19 protein-coding genes are annotated in these 19,222 nt (G+C 42.2%); 6 read left to right on the top strand and 13 right to left on the bottom strand.

Annotated elements, in window-relative coordinates; all coding sequences use genetic code 11:
• Positions 1-19: 19 nt before the first annotated feature.
• The 4 genes from HYD28_02500 to HYD28_02485 form a co-directional block, all read right to left on the bottom strand.
• Complete coding sequence (locus HYD28_02500) at positions 20-589, bottom strand: topoisomerase DNA-binding C4 zinc finger domain-containing protein (GenBank protein ID QLE07933.1); 570 nt, start codon at positions 587-589, stop codon at positions 20-22.
• A gap of 71 nt (positions 590-660) precedes the next feature.
• Positions 661-1,134 (bottom strand): DUF494 domain-containing protein, encoded by a 474-nt coding sequence (locus HYD28_02495; protein QLE07932.1) that lies wholly within the window; start codon positions 1,132-1,134, stop codon positions 661-663.
• Positions 1,127-2,224: a DNA-protecting protein DprA gene (gene dprA, locus HYD28_02490; GenBank protein QLE07931.1), complete on the bottom strand. Its 1,098-nt coding sequence runs from the start codon at positions 2,222-2,224 to the stop codon at positions 1,127-1,129. Before dprA ends, HYD28_02495 begins: the two co-directional genes overlap by 8 nt.
• A 30-nt stretch (positions 2,225-2,254) precedes the next feature.
• On the bottom strand, positions 2,255-3,373 hold the full coding sequence (locus tag HYD28_02485; GenBank protein QLE07930.1) for a LysM peptidoglycan-binding domain-containing protein: 1,119 nt from the start codon (positions 3,371-3,373) through the stop codon (positions 2,255-2,257).
• Positions 3,374-3,491: 118 nt separating this feature from the next.
• Between HYD28_02485 and HYD28_02480 the strand changes: the two genes are divergently transcribed.
• From HYD28_02480 to trkA, 4 genes are read left to right on the top strand one after another with little or no spacing between them, the layout of a single operon-like run.
• Complete coding sequence (locus HYD28_02480; GenBank protein QLE07929.1) at positions 3,492-4,001, top strand: peptide deformylase; 510 nt, start codon at positions 3,492-3,494, stop codon at positions 3,999-4,001.
• 20 nt (positions 4,002-4,021) lie between these two features.
• A complete protein-coding gene (fmt, locus tag HYD28_02475) occupies positions 4,022-4,975 on the top strand; it encodes a methionyl-tRNA formyltransferase (protein ID QLE07928.1) in 954 nt (317 codons plus the stop codon).
• Positions 4,968-6,254 (top strand): 16S rRNA (cytosine(967)-C(5))-methyltransferase RsmB, encoded by a 1,287-nt coding sequence (gene rsmB / locus HYD28_02470; protein ID QLE07927.1) that lies wholly within the window; start codon positions 4,968-4,970, stop codon positions 6,252-6,254. Before fmt ends, rsmB begins: the two co-directional genes overlap by 8 nt.
• Positions 6,255-6,266: 12 nt before the next feature.
• Positions 6,267-7,643, top strand: a complete 1,377-nt coding sequence (gene trkA, locus HYD28_02465) for a Trk system potassium transporter TrkA (protein ID QLE07926.1) — start codon at positions 6,267-6,269, stop codon at positions 7,641-7,643.
• A gap of 84 nt (positions 7,644-7,727) precedes the next feature.
• Here the strand turns inward: trkA and HYD28_02460 are convergent, their stop codons facing one another.
• The 9 genes from HYD28_02460 to HYD28_02420 all read right to left on the bottom strand — a co-directional run bounded on the left by HYD28_02460 (position 7,728) and on the right by HYD28_02420 (position 15,574).
• A complete protein-coding gene (locus tag HYD28_02460; protein ID QLE07925.1) occupies positions 7,728-7,946 on the bottom strand; it encodes an EF-hand domain-containing protein in 219 nt (72 codons plus the stop codon).
• An 86-nt stretch (positions 7,947-8,032) separates the two neighbouring features.
• Positions 8,033-8,248, bottom strand: coding sequence for a calmodulin (locus tag HYD28_02455; protein QLE07924.1), 216 nt, complete (start codon positions 8,246-8,248; stop codon positions 8,033-8,035).
• A gap of 140 nt (positions 8,249-8,388) precedes the next feature.
• On the bottom strand, positions 8,389-8,601 hold the full coding sequence (locus HYD28_02450) for a calmodulin (GenBank protein ID QLE07923.1): 213 nt from the start codon (positions 8,599-8,601) through the stop codon (positions 8,389-8,391).
• 68 nt (positions 8,602-8,669) lie between these two features.
• On the bottom strand, positions 8,670-8,879 hold the full coding sequence (locus tag HYD28_02445) for a calmodulin (protein QLE07922.1): 210 nt from the start codon (positions 8,877-8,879) through the stop codon (positions 8,670-8,672).
• Positions 8,880-9,354: 475 nt separating this feature from the next.
• Complete coding sequence (locus HYD28_02440; protein QLE07921.1) at positions 9,355-10,011, bottom strand: flagellar brake protein; 657 nt, start codon at positions 10,009-10,011, stop codon at positions 9,355-9,357.
• Positions 10,012-10,049: 38 nt separating this feature from the next.
• Complete coding sequence (locus HYD28_02435) at positions 10,050-11,501, bottom strand: potassium transporter (protein ID QLE07920.1); 1,452 nt, start codon at positions 11,499-11,501, stop codon at positions 10,050-10,052.
• A 95-nt stretch (positions 11,502-11,596) separates the two neighbouring features.
• Positions 11,597-12,214: a YigZ family protein gene (locus HYD28_02430; protein QLE07919.1), complete on the bottom strand. Its 618-nt coding sequence runs from the start codon at positions 12,212-12,214 to the stop codon at positions 11,597-11,599.
• A 57-nt stretch (positions 12,215-12,271) separates the two neighbouring features.
• The gene (gene pepQ, locus HYD28_02425; protein ID QLE07918.1) at positions 12,272-13,594 is read right to left on the bottom strand and encodes a Xaa-Pro dipeptidase; all 1,323 of its coding nucleotides are present in this window, start codon (positions 13,592-13,594) and stop codon (positions 12,272-12,274) included.
• A 93-nt stretch (positions 13,595-13,687) separates the two neighbouring features.
• Entirely contained in the window at positions 13,688-15,574 is a 1,887-nt protein-coding gene (locus tag HYD28_02420) for a transglycosylase SLT domain-containing protein (protein ID QLE07917.1), read from the bottom strand.
• Positions 15,575-15,769: 195 nt separating this feature from the next.
• Here HYD28_02420 and fadB point away from each other — a divergent pair, with 195 nt between their 5' ends.
• Positions 15,770-17,929: a fatty acid oxidation complex subunit alpha FadB gene (gene fadB, locus HYD28_02415; GenBank protein QLE07916.1), complete on the top strand. Its 2,160-nt coding sequence runs from the start codon at positions 15,770-15,772 to the stop codon at positions 17,927-17,929.
• A gap of 5 nt (positions 17,930-17,934) precedes the next feature.
• Positions 17,935-19,101: an acetyl-CoA C-acyltransferase FadA gene (fadA, locus tag HYD28_02410; GenBank protein QLE07915.1), complete on the top strand. Its 1,167-nt coding sequence runs from the start codon at positions 17,935-17,937 to the stop codon at positions 19,099-19,101.
• Positions 19,102-19,222: the final 121 nt, after the last annotated feature.

The following is a 19,222-nucleotide window of genomic DNA, read 5'->3' as shown; positions in this document are numbered from 1 at the left end:
AAAACGAATTACAAGTACATTAAGACTCGACTAACTTATGCATACACGACTTCTGAGGGCATTGTAACACAACACCTGAAGCTGTTTTCTTTTCGGTCATAATTGGCCAATGACAGGCCGGACACTCGGTCGCCACGGGTTTATAATTAAGTGTATATTTACAACGCGGATAGCTATCACAAGAATAAAAGGTTTTGCCAAACTTATTACTACGCGCAACCAGCTGACCTTTTTTGCATTTAGGGCAAGTAGGTAATTTAGGGGCATCGTCAGGCTCTTCATCATGAGCAATATAATGGCATTCTGGGTAACCAGTACAACCGATAAACATGCCATAACGGCCATTTTTAATTACCAATGGTTTGCCACACTCAGGACAGGCACTGTCTTCGAGAACTTTTATTTGTTGGCTATCATGATGTGCTAAAGAACGGATGTAGTCACACTTGGGGTAACTGGCACAGCCTAAAAATGGGCCTGACTTTGAGTTGCGCATAACCAATTCAGAACCGCATTTAGGGCAAACCTCATACTCTTTTTCGAGTGCATGTTTATCTGCAGAAAAAAGAGAATGGTCGATTTTACTCATAAGATTCCTGTGGGGTTGGCTAATTTTCGCCTAATATACCCAAACTCAACAAAGATACAAGCAAAGTCGAACTAATGTAATACATCCGCTGGTTCGTCAAATATTAAGTCTTCCATTTGCGCGTAAGCTTGCTCTGAGCCCGGCACATTAAATAACACCATAAGGACCACCCACTTTAGATCTTCCAAAGAAATATATGGTTTATCCAAAGCACACAGTCTGTCTATAACCATTTCACGAGTTACGGTGTTAATTACACCAATTTGCTCGATAAACATTAAAAAACCACGACACTCAACACTCAGCATTTGGCATTCACTATCGGTGTAAATACGCATGGCATGTTGTGGCTGGGCATTAAGGTATGGATAGATGTCGCTTTGTTGCAAATCAGCCAGTTGCTCTAACCAATCAAGGGCTTTGTAGATTTCAGGTTTATTGAAGCCAGCACGAACTAACTCATCGGTAAGCTCATTCTCTTCAGTAAAGATTTCAGCTTCACTATGGATATAGTTTTCAAAAAGATACATGAGGATGTCAAACATGTTTATGTCCTCCTAGTCTTATATAACCATCGAGTACTCGTTCGATTTTATCTGCGAGCTCTAAGTCGAGTAACCGAGCTTGTACTTCGTTTACTGGTAATTGGCTTCGCTGTGTTATTTGATCAACACTTGTAACCTCATACCCTATACTTTTGAACACTGGGCAGTCGGGTTCATCTGCAATAGGCTGTTCTATACTATATAGACTGTTTTCACAGAAAAAGCTCACTTCATCAAGAATATCACTAATATTTTCTGTCAATTTAGCGCCTTGCTTAATTAAAAAATGACTTGCTTCTGAAAGTGGACTTTTTATCGAGCCTGGCACTGCAAACACCTCTTTATTCTGCTCAAGCGCATAGCGTACCGTTACCAGTGAGCCACTTTTAATTTGCGCCTCAACAATCAGTACTCCTAATGACAACCCAGAGATAATACGGTTTCGGCGCGGAAAGTTCGCTGCATTAGCAGCCGTGCCAGGTAGGAATTCAGTAACCAACAAGCCCCGCTCTGCAACTTGTTTGATAAGTAAGCTATGGCGTCTTGGATATGCAATATCGATACCCGTGCCAAGTACAGCTATGGTATTGCCAGAGCCCGCTAATGCGCCTTTATGAGCAGCGCCATCAATCCCCATAGCCATACCTGATGTAACTGTCATTCCAACAGAACAAAGTTGATGGGCAAACTCGGCGGCTACTTCAATTCCTGTAGGTGTTGCATTACGGCTACCAACAATAGCTATTTGCGGTGACAGTAATAGTTCCGTGTTACCTAAACAAAACAATAATATAGGAGCGCTGGCTATTTGCTTGAGTAACGGCGGATAGCTGTCATCAAAATAACTAATGACCTTGATTTGCAGCTTAGCTATCTGCGCTTGATAGTGTGCAACTAACTGCCAGTCAGTATTAACTAAGTTATCGGCTTGGCTCTTTGATAAGCCGAGCTGCTGCAGCTCTGAGGTAGTTAATGTAAATAACTCTCCCAGTGGCTGTTTTTGACTTAATGCAAGAAGACTTTTGATCCCAAGCCCTTTACATAAATAAAAGGCAAGCCAATGGGATAGCTTGCCTGAAACCTGTGCCATGCTCCCTCCTTAGAGCGCCCAATTTGTGAGTTAGTTTATAACTGCATAATCTCCAACTCGGATCGGATGCTGATTTTTCACTATCAGTGCATAGCTAACGTTGTCATATACCTTAAACACCATTAGCTCACCGACTTTTTCCTTTGGCATATGCCATACATTACTGTCTTCATCACTTTCAATACCAAAAAGCTCATTTGCATCAGTCATGAACTTCTCTAGGCTGTTAGAATCTTCGCGGTAACGCGGACCATTGCGACCGTCATACACTTCTGGTGATTGACGTTGAATATCAAGTACAAAACCTGGCTTCACTTGGTCAGCACCTAAGTTTAGTACAACAATATCCATGGTACTAAATTCACGCATTTCATTAGCTGCGGCGATAATAGTGCCATCTAAAGCAACTTCTGGGCGCTTCATAGTGAAATAGGCAGGCATCATTTGCCCTTCCATTGCTGGCATTAAGAAGTCATTAGGCTTGATCTCTTGTTTTACCAACTCAACCTTGACAGAGGCAGGTACACCGTTTTCCGCATCACCGCTTCTAAATGCTCGAACAATCGCCACAAGCTCCGCTTTGTTCGCCAGTACTTCATTTGTATTTGGATCGACAAGGTCATTACCTTTACGGTATACACCATAAGCCTCGTTTAGTGTTAAATCACCTTTAACGTAAAGAGTGTGACCAATAGTGTTCATTTTGGTATTAACGCTGGCACCTAAAATATACGGCTTTTGTGCAATAATATCGGCGCTAATTGCTTGTTCATAAGTCAAATATGGACGCAACAATTCGAGAGGCAAAGTCGGCACAGCTTGCTTACCCTTTGGTGTAATTCGCCCTTCAGGAGAGAGCTTTTTATAACGCGGATTTTTAACTAAACGTGGATTTCCGTCTTTATCGTAAATTAAACTGAGCGCATCACCCGGGTATATTAAATGCGGATTCGCGATTTGCGGGTTCATCTGCCACAAATCAGGCCATTGCCAAGGCTGGTCAAGATACACGCCAGAGATATCCCAAAGCGTGTCATCTTTTTTTACAACGTATTGTTTTGGCGCATCTTTTTTAATTGTTAAGACATCAGCAGCTACCGAAAAAGCACAGCTAAAGGCTAACAAAGCCGCAACTAGTGGGTATCTCATTTGGCTTCCTTGAGTTGTTTTTAGATTATTATCGACCAAAACCTGTTAAAGGTGAACACGAATGGCTAAAATAAGAGCATACAATACCCTAAATGAATCACAAGTGTAAAAGGTAACTATGGCTAGGTTAGAAGTTTTGAGATTTCCGGATGAGCGTTTGCGTACAATCGCGAAAGAAGTACCAGAAGTAAACGATGAAGTTCGTCAAATCGTCAAAGACATGCTTGAAACTATGTATGACGAAAACGGTATCGGCTTAGCAGCAACGCAAGTAGATATCCACCAGCGAATTGTGGTGATCGACGTATCTGAAGAGCGCGACCAACCGTTAGTATTAATCAACCCAGAAATCACTAAGAAAGATGGCTCAACAGTCAGTGAAGAAGGCTGTTTATCAGTCCCTTATTCATACGCAAAAGTTGACCGCGCAGAAACTGTTACTGTTAAAGCGCTTAATGAAAATGGTGAAGAATTCAGCTTAGACGCTGACGAGCTATTAGCGATTTGTATTCAGCATGAGCTTGATCACCTTAAAGGCACTCTTTTTATTGATTATCTATCGCCTTTAAAGCGCCAACGTATCCGTAAAAAGCTTGAAAAAGAAGCTAAGCTGGCTGCTAAATCATAAGTTCATCAATAGGAATATCTGTGACACAACCATTACGCATTATTTTTGCTGGTACGCCGGACTTCGCTGCGCGCCATTTACAAGCACTGATTGACTCAGAGCACGACGTTGTTGGTGTTTATAGCCAACCAGATCGCCCTGCGGGCCGAGGTAAAAAGCTAAAAGCCAGTGAAGTTAAAGAGCTAGCACTTGCCCATGACTTACCTGTATTTCAACCGCAATCACTAAAATCTGATGAAGCGCTTGCAGAACTTACAAGCCTAAACGCAGATATCATGATTGTGGTGGCATACGGCTTATTATTACCAAAAGCTATTTTAGATGCTCCGCGCTTAGGGTGCTTAAATGTGCATGGTTCTATTTTACCTCGCTGGCGTGGTGCAGCGCCTATTCAGCGTGCTATTTGGGCTGGCGACCGTGAAACAGGTGTAACAATAATGCAAATGGATGAAGGCTTAGATACAGGCGACATGCTGCATATCAGCCGCTGTCCGATTGATAGTACAGAAACCAGTAGCTCTTTATACAATAAACTAGCTGCGCTAGGTCCTGATGCACTGATTAGTACTATTAATCGCCTTGCTGCAGGTGAAATCACGCCAGAAAAGCAAGATGACACGCAAGCAAATTACGCGAAAAAGTTATCTAAAGATGAAGCCAATATTGATTGGTCAATGGATGCTGAGCAAATTGAGCGTAATATCCGAGCCTTTAACCCATGGCCTGTTTGCTTTACCGAAATGGCAGGACAAACAGTAAAAATTTGGCAGGCAGAAGTTGTATCGCAAAGTGCGCAAGCAGGTGAAATCATTGCTGCTGATAAGCAAGGTATTTTAGTCGCCTGTGGGCAAGGTGCACTTAAAATCACCCTTCTCCAACCACAAGGTAAAAAACCAATGGCTGTTAGTGACTTTCTAAATGGTCGCAGTGATTGGGTTGAACCTGGCTCAGTATTAGGTCAAAGCAATGAGTAATGTAAGAGCACTTGCTGCTGAAACCCTCTACAACGTAGTCGATAAAGGTGCATCACTTAATCAAGAACTACCTTTTGCAAGCCAAGGATTATCACCTAAAGATAAAGCCCTGCTGCAACAGATTTGTTACGGTGTGCTGCGCTATTTACCTAGCCTAGAAAATTATTGCCAGCAACTTTTAGATCAACCGCTAAAAGGCAAGCGCCGTATTTTCCAATTCTTGTTGTATGTGGGTATTTACCAACTTCAACACATGCGTGTACCGCCTCATGCGGCAATCAGCGAAACGGTTAATGCGCTTCAGCAAATGCGCGCTCTTGGTTTAAAAGGCCTTATTAACGCTATTTTACGCAGTTTCCAACGTGAACAAGCTGAGCTTGAAGAAAAAGCACAGCAAATTCCTGTTTGCAAATTTAACCACCCTGGTTGGTTTATCAAACAAGTAACCGCTGCCTACCCTGATAATTGGCAAGAAATCCTTGAGGCGAATCAGCTTCAAGCTCCTATGTGGTTACGAGTAAATCAAGCGCAATACAGCACCCAAGAATACAGTGAGATGCTTAAAGCGAATGATATTGAGCATACCCTCAATGCGAATTTTCCTGATGGTATTAAGCTAGCAAAACCTTGTGATGTATACGCATTACCAGAGTTTGATACTGGCGCTTGCTCAGTACAAGATGCCGCGGCACAATTAGCTGCGCGTTTCCTAGCACCAGAAAATGATGATGTCATTTTAGATGCATGTGCAGCGCCAGGTGGTAAAACGTGCCATATTCTAGAGCTTGCTGATGCCGACGTATTAGCACTTGATAGCGACAGCGAACGCCTAGAACGCGTTAAACAAAACTTAGTGCGTATTGGCTTAACTGCTGATCTACAATGTGCAGATGCATCACAGCCACATATTTGGTGGGATGAACAGCAATTCGACCGTATTTTGCTTGATGTGCCCTGCTCAGCAACGGGCGTAATCCGTCGCCACCCTGATATAAAATGGCTACGTCGTGCATCTGATATTGAAGACCTCGCTAATTTACAAGGCGATATACTAAATAGTATCTGGCCTCTACTTAAGCCTGGTGGTACGTTAGTTTATGCAACCTGCTCTGTATTACCGCAAGAGAACCAACAACAAGTTGCTAAGTTCCTTGCCAATAATCAAAGTGCTGAACACATACCTTTGCATGAAAACGACACCCCAACGATACCTGGCCTACAATTACTGCCTGGTGAAAGTGACGGTTTCTACTACGCAAAGCTAGTTAAAAAACACTAATAAGAACAAGCTATGAAAATAATCATACTCGGTGCCGGACAAGTTGGTGGCACATTGGCAGAAAACCTCGTCGGTGAGCAAAATGAGATCACCGTTGTCGATATCGACGGTAACCGTTTGCGAGAGTTACAAGATAAGTATGACTTACAAGGTGTTACTGGCCACAGTGCTCATCCGGATGTATTGCGTCGTGCAGGTGCCGAAGACGCCGATATGATTATTGCCGTAACCAGTTCTGACGAAGTGAACATGGTTGCTTGCCAAGTGGCCTATAGTATTTTTAATACACCAACCAAAATTGCCCGTATTCGCTCAGAACAATACTTAAAGTATCGTGAGAAGCTATTCCATAACGATGACTTACCTGTTGATCACTACATTGCTCCTGAAGCGTTGGTGACTAAATATATTCGTCGCTTAATCGATTATCCGGGTGCTTTACAAGTATTACAATTCGCTGATGGCATGTTATCGCTGGTTGCGGTGAAAGCGTATTACGGTGGCTTGCTGGTTGGTTATGCACTTTCGGCCTTGAAAGAGCATATTCCGAATGTCGAAACCCGTGTAGCGGCTATTTATCGTCAAGGTAAAGCTATAAAGCCGCTTGGCACAACCGTTATTGAAGCTGACGATGAAGTATTCTTTATCGCAGCAACCAAGCACATTCGAGCAGTAATGAATGAACTTCAAAAACTCGAACGTTCATACAAAAAGATCATGATTGCCGGTGGTGGTAATATCGGTGCGGGTCTTGCTCGTTCACTTGAGAAGAACCACAGCGTTAAACTGCTTGAGCGCAATAAAGAGCGTGCTGCTCAGCTATCTGAAATGCTTGATAACACCGTGGTGTTTTGTGGCGATGCCTCTGATCAAGAGCTGTTATCTGAAGAACATATTGAACAAGTTGATGTATTCATCGCAGTCACTAACGACGATGAAGCAAACATTATGTCTGCGATGCTGGCAAAGCGTATGGGCGCACAAAAGACCATGGTGCTTATTCAGCGTGGCGCTTATGTTGATTTAGTTCAAGGTGGTGAGATTGATATTGCTATATCGCCCCAACAAGCAACAATCTCGGCGCTATTAACACATGTTCGCCGTGGTGACATTGTTAATGTTTATTCGTTACGTAAAGGTGCAGCAGAAGCAATTGAAGCTGTCGCTCATGGTGATGAGCATACTTCTAAAGTTGTTGGCCGAGCAATTGCAGATATCAAGCTACCAGCAGGAACAACTATTGGTGCTATTGTGCGTAACGATGATGTACTGATTGCCCATGACGATACCGTTATTCAGTCTGGTGACCACGTAATCATGTTTTTGATTGATAAAAAGCATATTACGGTTGTTGAAAAGCTGTTTCAGGTAAGTGCGATCTTCTTGTAAACGAGAGCTTATAAACGAAAAAAGCAGCCATAACGGCTGCTTTACGACTCTTGAAGTGAAAGTACCTAACTTTTCAAAAAGATTCTATTGAATCTGTGCGAACTCTTCTTTCGAAAGCTCGCCATTACCATCGCTATCTAGCTTTGGAAATAACTTTTCAAGCTGCATATTTGCAGACGCTTCTTCTTTACTGATCACGCCATCACCGTCGGTGTCAAAAGTTGCAAAGCTTACACCTTGTGCAAAAGCTGCCGATGATGTTGCTAGTGCTAAAATTGCGATTGTTGTGCTTAACTGTTTCATAATAATTACCTTAAAATTTGAAAAGAGTGAAATCCGTTTCTGAGATCCTTGTTTAGTGGAAACTGGTTTATTACGAGTTAATTAGGTTACTCTGCTTCTGAAAACTCTGCTTCAGTAAGAACACCGTCACCATTCACGTCTAAGGTTTTAAACTGCGACATAATTTTTGCATCAACGGCCGCTTCACTTTTACTGATCACGCCGTTACCGTCTACGTCTAAGGTGTCAAAGTCAGTTGCTGCAAAAGCCGCTGAAGAAGATGCAAGTGCGATTAAAGCTAATGTTTTGTTTACTGTTTTCATAATGATATTCCTTCAATATTAAGAGTGTTAGCTGATCGCACTTCCAGTGTTGTCCTCTTTCATGGATTCCCTTATCCACTTAGGCTGTCTTTGGCAGCTCAGAACTAATCAGCTAGATAAACTGGTTTTGCTTAATCACATTAAGCTTTAGAAAATTCTTGTTTCGATAACTCACCGTTACCGTCAGTGTCTAATTCACTGAATTTGCTCATTAGCTCTGCATCAACAGACGCTTCGCTTTGGCTGATAACACCGTTGCCGTCAACATCTAGGGTATCGAAATCACTCATTGCAAATGCTGCTGATGAAGATACAAGTGCCATAAGTGCTAATGTTTTATTTACTGTGTTCATAATGTCATTCCTTCAAAGTGTGTAGTCTTGAGTTAGGAAGTCCTTTTCAATGTGTCCTTACAATGAAATTAAGCTTTAGAGTACTCTTGTTTAGACAGCTCACCATTGCCGTCTGTATCAAGCTCTTTAAATTGGCTCATTAACGTTTCGCTTACTGATGCTTCGCTTTTGCTGATAGCGCCATCGCCATTCACATCGAGTGTGTCAAAATCAGCGGCAAACGCTGCTGATGAGGTTGCAAGAGCTACAAGTGCTAAAGTTTTGTGTAACGTTTTCATAATCACTATTCCTTCAATGTTGTCTCAACTGTGATAGAGGAAATTTTCCTGAATCAGTTTTTCTCTGTGTTCGCTTAGACTATTTCAACTTCGATGCCAAAGTTAAAAAGAATAATAAAATCAGTATCTTGAATTTAACTTTCGAGGATTTATGATGAATAGAGCGATTTATTTGTTGCTGTTTTGCAACAGGCTCAGTGATTGGTTTTACGCTCCCTTTAAAATCAATAAGTTATAAAGATTAAAATGGAGACAATAACGATTAACTCGGACTAGAAAACAAAAAAATGAGGTGTTCGAAAATAAACTCTATCTGAACAACGAAATTTAAAGAAAAAAACCGAAATTAATTTAACTCATAACACATTGATTTTATTGACTATTTAAATTTATTTATAAATTAACTTTGATATTTATAGGGTTAAATCGTGGAAAATAGCCATTTTGTTGCAAAATGGCGAATTGGTAACCGGAATTAGCTGTCTAATACCGAAAGGTCAATTAAGTGCTCTTTCATAAACGCTTTCATCTCATCTTCACTCGTATCAAGCTGCACACCCAGCATAAAACCACCCGCTCTTTTGCGAACGCTACATACTGTGCCACTAAACTCTCGTTTACTGAGCGTGATTTGACAGCTTTGTCCTTTAAAAGCGGTTAAGTCGTTACTGCTATTAATATCAAACTGCACGCCCGTAAGTGAAATATCTTTAATAAGTCCCGCCAGTGTTTGCTCTGCAATCACTAAGTTTGCAGGGAATAACGTAGGAATACGCGCTTCACTACGCAAGCTATAAAGCTGTACTTGCTGAGGAAAGTCGAGAAAAATTAAGCGATGTGGATGCGATGCCAAGGCGTTTATTTGTTGACGAAAAGCAATCACTTGCCCACCTCCCGCTTCAAGTACGGCGCGTATAACGACCATTACACCGTCTTTAATGACATCACTACTATTCGCTAAACGCTTTGCTGATGGATAGTTAAGAATGATGTACTGATCATTCATCAAACCAATAAATTCTGTTTTTACCCGTTTACTGTCGGTTGGTGTGGTAATTTCAACATCCACCAAGCTACCTGCAGGGATACAGGTTAGTTTCTCAAGATTGCGTTGTTTTTGAGTTTTTGGCACAGTAATGCCTCCACTTCTTGATAATCACCTTGCTTTGGTTAGCCTCGCCAGAAGGTAGGCGTAAACAGTACTAGTAGGGTGAATATTTCTAAACGACCAAATACCATTGCAATAGTAAGTAGCCATTTTGCCGTATCTGAAATCGCCCCGTAATGAGCAGCGACTTCACCTAAACCTGGGCCTAAGTTATTTAAGCAAGCAGCTGTAGCAGAGAATGCACTGATGTTATCCATACCAGTGCCCATCAGCGCCAACATGATAATGACAAACACCAAAGCATACGCAGAGAAGAACCCCCAAACCGCTTCGACAACTTTATCTGGCAGTGCCTTTCGGCCTAATTTAATTGAGTAGATAGCACGAGGATGCACAAGGCGGTTAAGCTCTCGAATGCCTTGCAAGTATAACAAGAACACGCGAACTACTTTCATACCGCCACCGGTAGAACCAGCACAGCCGCCAATAAAGCTTGAAAAGATAAGTAAAATTGGTAAGAACAGTGGCCATGCCGAAAAGTTATCGGTCGCAAAGCCTGCTGTTGTACTCATTGACACAGCTTGAAACATGGCTTGATCAAGAGTCTCATCACCATCCGCATAAATATTATTTGATGACAACACAGTAAAGCAGACAATTACCAATGCTAATTGAATCAATAAAAACACTTTAAATTCCGGGTCTCGTAAATAGGCCCGAATGCTGCGTGACGATACCGCCGCATAGTGAAGCGAGAAGTTAATCGCCGCAATAAGCAAAAACACCACACAAATAAAATTAATTACAGGGCTATCGAACTGCCCCATTGATGCGTCATAAGTAGAAAATCCACCAATCGCGATAGTAGAGAAGGCATGACAAATTGCATCAAACCAATCCATTCCTGCAGCCCAATATGCCAGCGTACAAGCAATGGTAAGCGACACATAGATATACCAAAGATGCTTTGCGGTATCAGCAATACGCGGCGTCATTTTCGAGTCTTTAACCGGACCCGGTGTTTCTGCACGGTATAGCTGCATGCCACCGACGCCTAGCATAGGCAGGACCGCCACCGCGAGTACGATGATCCCCATACCACCTAACCATTGTAATTGTTGGCGGTAAAATAGGACTGATTTAGGTAGGTATTCAATGCCTGTAAGTACGGTGGCCCCTGTGGTTGTTAGCCCTGAGAAAGCTTCAAATACAGAGTCCGCTAGCGAAAGATTAGGTTCTTGTAAGAACACTAAAGGTACCGCTGCGAACGTGCCTAGTACCAACCAGAACAATACGACAATCAGGAAGCCTTCACGAGCTTTTAAATCACCGTGCTCATGGCGGTTTGGGTAATAAGCCGCTAAACCAATCACTACACTAAAAATGAAAGCGAGAACAAATGGCACACCACCACCGTCTTTGTAGATCAAAGACACGAGTGCCGGTGGCACCATAGTGATACTAAATAACGCCACCAGCTGGCCGAGAATTTTTATTATGGTACGAAATTGCATCTAGGCGTATCGCTTTCTTATTAATTGTTTAGCTAATACAGTTTATTGTCTTACAGCCTTAATTGTAAGTAAACGCAATGTATTATTTTTAGATTTCAAACTTTTCTGACTTTTAGGCTAACTGCACCGTAAGTCAGTTCATGAATATCATCAACCGCTTGCTCCGCCTGACGACTATCGATTTCGATTTGCCAAGTGATGTTTTCTGCAAACTGTTTTTCGATATGAAGCACCTGGTACTGATTTTTTAATAGCTGCTCTATAGCCCCTTGTACGCTGTAATCACTTTGGCCTATCAGCTCAACACTAGGTACTTTGGTAATAGTTTTAAGCTCACGCATCGCATTATTTAAACTACCACCGTAGGCGCGCACAAGCCCACCGGTACCGAGCTTAATGCCACCGAAATAACGGGTTACAACCGCTGTAATTTCACCAATACCAGATCCAGTTAGTACATTTAGCATTGGCTTGCCGGCAGTGCCATTAGGCTCCCCATCATCCGAAAAGCCATATACATGGCTACCACCGGGGTTACCTGCAACATGCGCCCAGCAATTATGACGAGCATCGCTGTATTTATCTTGAATCTCTTTGATAAAGGCTTTTGCTGCCGCAAGATCTGGGGTGTGGGCAATATGCACAATAAAGGTGCTTTTTTTGATTTCTTCTTGGTAAAAAACCGGCTCAGCCGGATATTGGTATTCAGACATAATTGCTTATCTAAAAAAATGGGGCCTAATGGCCCCGATATTCACTAACCTTAATCGTTAATCTAAGTGTAGATCACGGGTCATGTTTTCTAGGCTATCTTCATGAACGATGATGTTATCTTCAATACGGATACCGCCGAATGGCTTAAGCGCTTCAACTTTTTCCCAGTTAATGAACTGCTTGTTGTCTGTTTGCGCAAGGTCACCTAATAATGAGTCGATAAAGTATAAACCAGGTTCAATAGTAAATACTTGGTTCTTTTCAATTAATCGAGTACAACGAAGGAATGGATGACCTTCTGGCGGAGCTTGGTGTGCACCAGTATCATCAGCCATAAAGCCACCCATATCGTGTACTTGTAAGCCAAGGTGATGACCAAGACCATGCGGGAAGAAAGTAGAAGTAATACCGCGTTCAACAATTTCAGCTGCTGGTAATTTCACAATATTAAAGTCGCTTAGCACTTGCGCTACACGCTGGTGGCAATCTAAATGCAATTCACCATATAACAAGCCAGGCTTTAATGCTTTACCTAAAGCGATTTGATGCTCTGTCATTACTTTAATTAAATCGCTAAATTCACCCGACTTTTTAAAGTCATAAGTACGCGTGATATCAGCCGCATAGCCATTAAAGTTCGCACCAGCATCAATAAGAAAAGAATGATGTGAATGCGGCGCTTTAGGCTCAAAATGCGTGTAGTGTAAAATTGCACAGTTTTCATTTAGCGCAACGATATTACCGTAAGGCATTTCGTTTTCACTCTGACGCGTTGCCATGAGGTAAGCTTGCTGAATATCAAACTCTGAACCACCAGCAAAAAAAGTATCACGTGCAGCTTTGTGGCCATCTACCGCGATTCGGTTAGCTTGACGTAAACACTCAAGCTCGTACTGGGTTTTATAAGCGCGATGAAAGTGTAGGTAATTCATTACTGGCTCTGGGTTCATAATGCTAAAGCCCAGCGCTTGTGCTACTTCTAGGTATTCACCGATATAGGCAAATTTTTCTTTATCATAAGGAAGCAGCTTTTCGACCTGATCTGGCTGTACTAATAATTCAATATCAAAATACTCAGCCCAAAAATCACGCGGTTCGTCAGGCACTTTATGCCAAAAGTCCACAGGACGATAAAAAATCAGCTTTGGCTTAGATGCACCATCAACCACAATCCAGCAATGTGGGTTGTCGATTACTGGTAACCAAGCTTTAAATTGCGGATTCACCTTAAACGGATAATACATGTCATCTAAAAACTGACGTTTAGCCTGACCTGAGTGAATTACTAACCCTTCTAAACCTTCACGCTCTGTGATTGTACGAGTGCGTTGTTGCAAGGTTGCAATATGTTCGGCGTATAACACCGCTAATTTATCCATAGTAAACCCATCTTTAGTAAATTTAACTTGTTAGCAGTCTAACATAGCCAGCACTATCCCCCAACTGAGGAAGGATAGTGTGACACATCTTGTTTAACCACCCATCGACATATCTAGGATCGGTGCCAATACATTGCCGTCACGACCTAATCGAGTATGATAAACCTGTCTGTAGGCAAACACATTCTTAACGTAGTTTCGTGTTTCGGTATAAGGAATTAACTCTATCCACAGTTCAGCTGGCATTGCTTGCTCTGGGATCCAGCGTTTAATGCGATGATAACCTGCATTGTAAGAAGCCGTAGCAAGGATTTCATTGCCATGATTTTTCTTTTTCAAATACTGCAAATATTCACTACCTAGACGTATATTAGTACGAGGCTGATATAACTGCCTGCGTGACACTGTACTCTTATTCATATACTTAGCAGTACTTGGTAACAACTGCATCAAACCATGAGCATTGGCATGAGAGCGTGCATCTGGCGCAAAAGAGCTTTCTCGACGCGAGATAGCGATACTCCAAGCAACATCGATATGGCTGCGGTTGCTATAAGTGGCAAACACATCTTTAAACGCAAATGGGAAACGTAAATCGACATAATCCCACTCTTTTATTTGCGCCAAGGTATAAATAGTGCTGTCGTACCAATCTAGCTCAGCAGCAAGTAAAGACGCAGCAAGCTTTTCTTCTTTAGTAGATGTATCCGTTAAATAATTCCATTCACGACGCGCAGATGTATAACGCTCAAGCTCATACAAGGCGCGAGCTCGCTTAAAACCAGGGGCATTTGCCACTTCAAGCTTAAGCTTATTACTAATATTGATATCTTTGTTATTTAAACTAACCGGAATACCCAAGCGTGCAGATGCTAAAAAGCCGTAATAATCACGCTCTTTAGCCACCGTTTGCCAAATTTCACGAGCTCGCTCGACGTCACCACGTTGATTTAAGCTATATGCCAACCAATATTGTTGACCCAAACTCAGGTTTTCTTTACCCGTGAAAAACGCCACAATGCCAGACCAATCTTGTCTCTCTAGCATGTTCCCTAGCTGCCATTGCATTAGTTTACGAGTTTGGCGCTCTTTAGGTACTTTGTTTAACCAAAAGCGTGCTTGTTGATGACCGCTCGAGGCAAGCGAAAGCGCAAAGCTGTAGTAAACATCGGCTTTTTGCTCGTCGGTGTAATCGAACATAGCTTCGAGCTTTTCCCAAGCTCGTAATGCCAAATCTTTATCTCGCCATACTAAGCGCTTAACCCCATAGAGTGCAATTTGTCCTTCTTTAGTCGACTTTTTCTTGTAGCGATAAAGACCCGCAGCAGCACTTGGGTCTCTTCGTACCTTTAAATATAAATCAGCTAAATATTGATCAGCCCGAGGCAATAATGTTTTTAAGTAAGGAATTAAGCTTGATGAGCCCCCTTCAGCGGCCAGACTAATACGCTGCCAAACTCGCTCTTGGGTTTGGTAACCCTTTTTCTTCCACAGCGAGAATAATCCATCACACTCTTTTGGCTGTGACTCCCCAACAACCCATAAATCAGTAACTTGGTTCATTATGGCTTTTTCAGGTGCCCCCAAGTCCAATTGAAAGCTTAAGTAAGGGCACGTTAATTCGTTATTGCTCGTTTCGCGATAATTTCGAATATATGCAGCTTTCTTGTTGTACTTTTTTAAGTAATTAAGCCATGCCTTTCGTACAGGCCACTCTAGTGGCGTGTTTTGATAAATATTAAGATAGTTCTCTATTTCCGTTTGGTGTTTAAGGCTTGGGTTGCGTTGCCAATATGCCTTTTCGACATAAGGTTTCAACGGATGATCAAGTCCATTTGCTGCCTCTTTCATGTCTTGATAATCACCGTAACGCGCCTTTTTTTCTGCTTTTAAAAAAGCGTCATGTTTATCGTTGGCTTCAGCTGCAAAAAAAGGAAAAAGTAATGCGGCAGCTGTCCAACCAAGGAGTTGTTTTTTCATGATGACCTTTAACAAAAATTAAAGAATTAATAACAAAAAACTTCTGCTACACCTTAGCACCAAACCAGCTATATTTTAACCAATCGCGATAAAGCGCAGTAAATTTTTCGTTGCATTTTCATTTTAAAGCAAGCACACTGATTGAAATGCAAACTCATCGTACCAGTCTTAGTTAATAAACTAGGGAGAATAATAATGTTATATAAAAGCGATTCATTTGAAGTTGCTTTCATCAAGGACAACATCGCCGAGTTTAAGTTCTGTGCAGACGGCTCAGTAAATAAACTTTCGCAGCAAACCTTGCAAGATTGCGCTTTAGCATTAAAAGAATTGGCAACAAACTCAGATATCAAAGGCATGGTGTTCACCAGCGATAAAGATCATTTCATTATCGGTGCCGATATTTTCGAATTTTTACCTACTTTCACTAAACCTCAAGAAGAACTAGTTGCATGGATCAAAAATGCAACTGATGTTTTTGACGCAATTGAAGATTTACCTTTCCCAACCCTAAGTGCGGTAAACGGCATGGCGCTTGGTGGTGGATGTGAGTGGGCACTTGCTACCGATTATCGCGTTGCTAGCTCTAACGCTAAAATTGGCCTACCAGAAGTTAAATTAGGCATTATGCCTGGTTTTGGTGGCACAGTTCGCCTGCCACGCCTTATTGGCGCTGATAATGCGATGACATGGATCACTACAGGTAAAGAAAACCGTGCTGCGGATGCCCTAAAAGTAGGTGCGTTTGACGCGGTAGTTAGTGCTGACAAACTTTTAGAGTCAAGTATTGCAACACTTGAGCAAGCAATTGCTGGCAAGCTAGATTGGCAAGCAAAACGACAAGTAAAATTACAGCCACTGAAAATGAACCGTGTTGAGCAAGGTATGAGCTTTGCTATGGCAGAAGGTATGGTAATGGGTCAGACAAAAGGTCATTACCCAGCACCTGTTATGGCTGTAAAAACAATCAAAGCTGCTGCAAACTGTGAACGCGCTGAAGCAATGGCTATTGAAAACGCTAACTTTGCTAAACTTGCAGCAACAAGCGAAGCTGCCGCGCAAACCGGTATTTTCTTAGCTGACCAATACATTAAAGGTAAAGCGAAGAAGCAAGCTAAACACAGTGGGCTTGAGATCAAACAAGCAGCTGTATTAGGTGCAGGTATTATGGGTGGCGGTATTGCTTACCAGTCTGCTTATAAAGGCACACCTATTATCATGAAAGACATCAACCAAGATGCACTTGATTTAGGTATGGGCGAAGCATCTAAGCTACTAGGTAAGAAAGTACAACGTGGCCATATGGCGATGGATAAGATGGTTGCCACCTTAGGCAAGATCAAACCAACGTTAAATGATGCAGACCTACAAAGTGCTGATATCGTTGTTGAAGCCGTGGTTGAAAACCCTAAAGTGAAGCAAGCTGTTCTTGCGGGTCTTGAAAAAGACTTACCAGCAGGCACTATCCTAACTTCAAATACGTCAACTATTCGTATTGACGAGTTAGCATCTGCACTTGAAAAACCAGAAAACTTCTGTGGTATGCACTTCTTTAACCCTGTGCCAAAAATGCCATTAGTAGAAATCATCCGTGGTGAAAAAACTTCAGAAGCAACAATTAATGCAGTTGTTGATTACGCATTAAAACTTGGTAAATCACCTATCGTTGTAAACGACTGCCCTGGTTTCTTTGTTAACCGCGTACTATTCCCTTACTTTGCAGGTTTCAGCAAACTTGTTGTTGAAGGTGCTGACTTTACTAAAGTTGATAAAGTAATGGAAAATGTATTTGGTTGGCCAATGGGTCCTGCATATCTACTTGATGTTGTAGGTATCGATACAGCTTACCACTGTACTGGTGTAATGGCTGACGGCTTCCCTGAGCGTATGGCTCGCCAAGATAAAGACCCTGTTACTGTATTTGCAAACGAAAAACGCTTTGGTCAGAAAAATGGTGCTGGTTTCTACCAATACGCGCCGGACCGTCGTGGTCGCCTGAAAAAAGCAAAAGATGCAACAGCAACTGAGCTACTAAGTGCTATCACTGATGCACCTAAAGATTTCGACAAACAAGAAATCATTGACCGTTGTATGATTCCTATGATCAACGAAGTACTACTTTGTTTACAAGAAGGTATCGTAGCGTCACCACAAGAAGCTGACATGGCGCTAATTTACGGCATTGGTTTCCCTCCATTTAGAGGCGGTGCATTCCGTTACTTAGATCAAACTGGTTTAGCGAACTTTGTTGCAACAGCTGACAAGTACGCTCACTTAGGTGCGATTTACCAAGTATCAGATGAAACTCGCAAGTGGGCCGAAGAAGGCCGTGTATTCTATAAGGTGGAAGGATAAGAAACATGAATAATCCAGTAATCGTAGATTGTATCCGCACACCAATGGGTCGTTCAAAGAACGGCGTATTCAAAAACAAGCGTGCGGAAGATTTAAGTGCTCACTTAATGAAAGGTTTGTTAGACCGTAACCCAGCCGTTGATCCAGCATCAATTGATGATATTTACTGGGGCTGTGTTCAACAAACGTTAGAGCAAGGTTTCAACATTGCTCGTAATGCGGCATTACTAGCCGGTATCCCTCACTCTGTACCAGCGGTAACGGTTAACCGTTTATGTGGTTCATCAATGCAAGCATTACATGATGCAGCACGCGCTATTATGACTGGCGCTGGCGATACCTACATCATTGGTGGTGTTGAACACATGGGTCACGTACCTATGACTCATGGTAATGATTTTCACCCAGGTTTATCAACGTCTGTAGCACAAGCTGCTGGCGTAATGGGTTTAACTGCTGAATACCTTGCAACGCTTCACGGCATTAGCCGTCAGCAGCAAGACGAATTTGCTTACCGTTCACACCAACGTGCACACGCTGCAACAGTTGAAGGTCGTTTCCGCCGTGAAATCCTAGCAATGGAAGGTCACGATGCAGATGGTTCTTTAATCTTAGTTGAAGACGATGAAGTAATTCGTCCTGAGACGACTGTTGAAGGCTTATCGCAACTACGCCCTGTATTCAATCCAGCATCAGGTAGCGTAACTGCAGGTACTTCATCTGCACTTTCTGACGGCGCGTCAGCAATGCTTGTAATGAGCGAAGAGAAAGCAAAAGAACTTGGTTTACCAATTCGTGCGCGTATTAAATCAATGGCTGTTGCAGGTTGCGATCCATCAATTATGGGTTATGGTCCTGTTCCGGCATCGCAAAAAGCACTTCAACAAGCAGGTATCACAATTGACGATATCGATGTTGCAGAGCTGAACGAAGCATTCGCAGCACAATCTCTACCAGTATTAAAAGACCTAGGTCTGATGGATGTGGTAGATGAAAAAGTTAACCTAAATGGTGGTGCAATTGCACTTGGTCACCCACTAGGTTGTTCTGGTTCACGTATTAGCACAACGCTTGTTCACCTAATGGAAGACAAGAACGCTAAATACGGTCTAGCAACTATGTGTATTGGTTTAGGTCAAGGTATTGCAACTGTATTTGAGCGCGTAGAGTAACGAGCTCACACCAAACATCTTGGTGATAAAAAGGCGCACTGATTTGCTCAGTGCGCCTTTTTTATTTGCTTTGCTTTAGGTTATTGAAACAGGCGGCAATAGAAAGTTAAAATAGCCGCTT

It is taken from the genome of Pseudoalteromonas shioyasakiensis (assembly GCA_013391845.1).
GTDB lineage: Bacteria > Pseudomonadota > Gammaproteobacteria > Enterobacterales > Alteromonadaceae > Pseudoalteromonas > Pseudoalteromonas apostichopi.
The sequence above is the reverse complement of the archived record's forward strand: the minus strand, read 5'-3'. Positions and strand labels throughout refer to the sequence as shown.

What these genes read in the sequence shown, in the direction of transcription:
- HYD28_02500 (QLE07933.1), bottom strand. Translation starts at nt 589, where the DNA reads ATGAGTAAAATCGACCATTCTCTTTTTTCTGCAGATAAACATGCACTC.
- HYD28_02495 (QLE07932.1), bottom strand. Translation starts at nt 1,134, where the DNA reads ATGTTTGACATCCTCATGTATCTTTTTGAAAACTATATCCATAGTGAA.
- dprA (QLE07931.1), bottom strand. Translation starts at nt 2,224, where the DNA reads ATGGCACAGGTTTCAGGCAAGCTATCCCATTGGCTTGCCTTTTATTTA.
- HYD28_02485 (QLE07930.1), bottom strand. Translation starts at nt 3,373, where the DNA reads ATGAGATACCCACTAGTTGCGGCTTTGTTAGCCTTTAGCTGTGCTTTT.
- HYD28_02480 (QLE07929.1), top strand. Translation starts at nt 3,492, where the DNA reads ATGGCTAGGTTAGAAGTTTTGAGATTTCCGGATGAGCGTTTGCGTACA.
- rsmB (QLE07927.1), top strand. Translation starts at nt 4,968, where the DNA reads ATGAGTAATGTAAGAGCACTTGCTGCTGAAACCCTCTACAACGTAGTC.
- trkA (QLE07926.1), top strand. Translation starts at nt 6,267, where the DNA reads ATGAAAATAATCATACTCGGTGCCGGACAAGTTGGTGGCACATTGGCA.
- HYD28_02460 (QLE07925.1), bottom strand. Translation starts at nt 7,946, where the DNA reads ATGAAACAGTTAAGCACAACAATCGCAATTTTAGCACTAGCAACATCA.
- HYD28_02455 (QLE07924.1), bottom strand. Translation starts at nt 8,248, where the DNA reads ATGAAAACAGTAAACAAAACATTAGCTTTAATCGCACTTGCATCTTCT.
- HYD28_02450 (QLE07923.1), bottom strand. Translation starts at nt 8,601, where the DNA reads ATGAACACAGTAAATAAAACATTAGCACTTATGGCACTTGTATCTTCA.
- HYD28_02445 (QLE07922.1), bottom strand. Translation starts at nt 8,879, where the DNA reads ATGAAAACGTTACACAAAACTTTAGCACTTGTAGCTCTTGCAACCTCA.
- HYD28_02435 (QLE07920.1), bottom strand. Translation starts at nt 11,501, where the DNA reads ATGCAATTTCGTACCATAATAAAAATTCTCGGCCAGCTGGTGGCGTTA.
- HYD28_02430 (QLE07919.1), bottom strand. Translation starts at nt 12,214, where the DNA reads ATGTCTGAATACCAATATCCGGCTGAGCCGGTTTTTTACCAAGAAGAA.
- pepQ (QLE07918.1), bottom strand. Translation starts at nt 13,594, where the DNA reads ATGGATAAATTAGCGGTGTTATACGCCGAACATATTGCAACCTTGCAA.
- HYD28_02420 (QLE07917.1), bottom strand. Translation starts at nt 15,574, where the DNA reads ATGAAAAAACAACTCCTTGGTTGGACAGCTGCCGCATTACTTTTTCCT.
- fadB (QLE07916.1), top strand. Translation starts at nt 15,770, where the DNA reads ATGTTATATAAAAGCGATTCATTTGAAGTTGCTTTCATCAAGGACAAC.
- fadA (QLE07915.1), top strand. Translation starts at nt 17,935, where the DNA reads ATGAATAATCCAGTAATCGTAGATTGTATCCGCACACCAATGGGTCGT.